Source organism: Auraticoccus cholistanensis (genome assembly GCF_009742705.1).
Taxonomy (GTDB): domain Bacteria; phylum Actinomycetota; class Actinomycetes; order Propionibacteriales; family Propionibacteriaceae; genus Auraticoccus; species Auraticoccus cholistanensis.
Genome location: NZ_WPCU01000010.1, coordinates 533687 through 534130 on the forward strand (window position 1 = coordinate 533687; position 444 = coordinate 534130).

The window sequence follows — 444 nt, forward strand, 5'->3', positions numbered from 1 at the left end:
TCGGTCAGCGCGCTGCCGGTCAGCCCGCAGGCCGACCTCGCGGTGGAGGTCACCCCCTCCGCCCCCGAGGTGGTGCCCGGCACCGACGCGAGCTGGACCGTCGTCGTGCGCAACGACGGCCCGTCCGTGGCGCGCGGCGTCACCGTGCGCGAGGTCGTCCCCGCCGGAGCCACCCTGGTCTCCCTCACCGGCGACGGCGTCACCTGCGACACCGCCACCGGGCTGTGCACGGTGGGTGACGTGGCCCCCGGTGAGAGCCGGACCATCGCCGTGGTCGCCGCGGCCGACCCCGGCTACGACGCCCCGACGCTGACCAGCACGGCCACCGTCGACGCCGGCACCGCCGACCCCGACGCCGCCGACGACGTGGACACCAGCANCCGTCCCGGCCGGCTACACCCAGCCGACGGTGACCAGCACGGCCACCCTCGACGCCGCCACCGC

The 444-nt window shown here is 77.2% G+C and carries 1 protein-coding gene; it reads left to right on the forward strand.

Going from position 1 to position 444, the window contains the following annotated elements; genetic code table 11:
- Nucleotides 1-42: 42 nt before the first annotated feature.
- Nucleotides 43-444: DUF11 domain-containing protein (locus GC722_RS17905; RefSeq protein WP_456298122.1), on the forward strand; the 402-nt coding region annotated here is incomplete at its 3' end.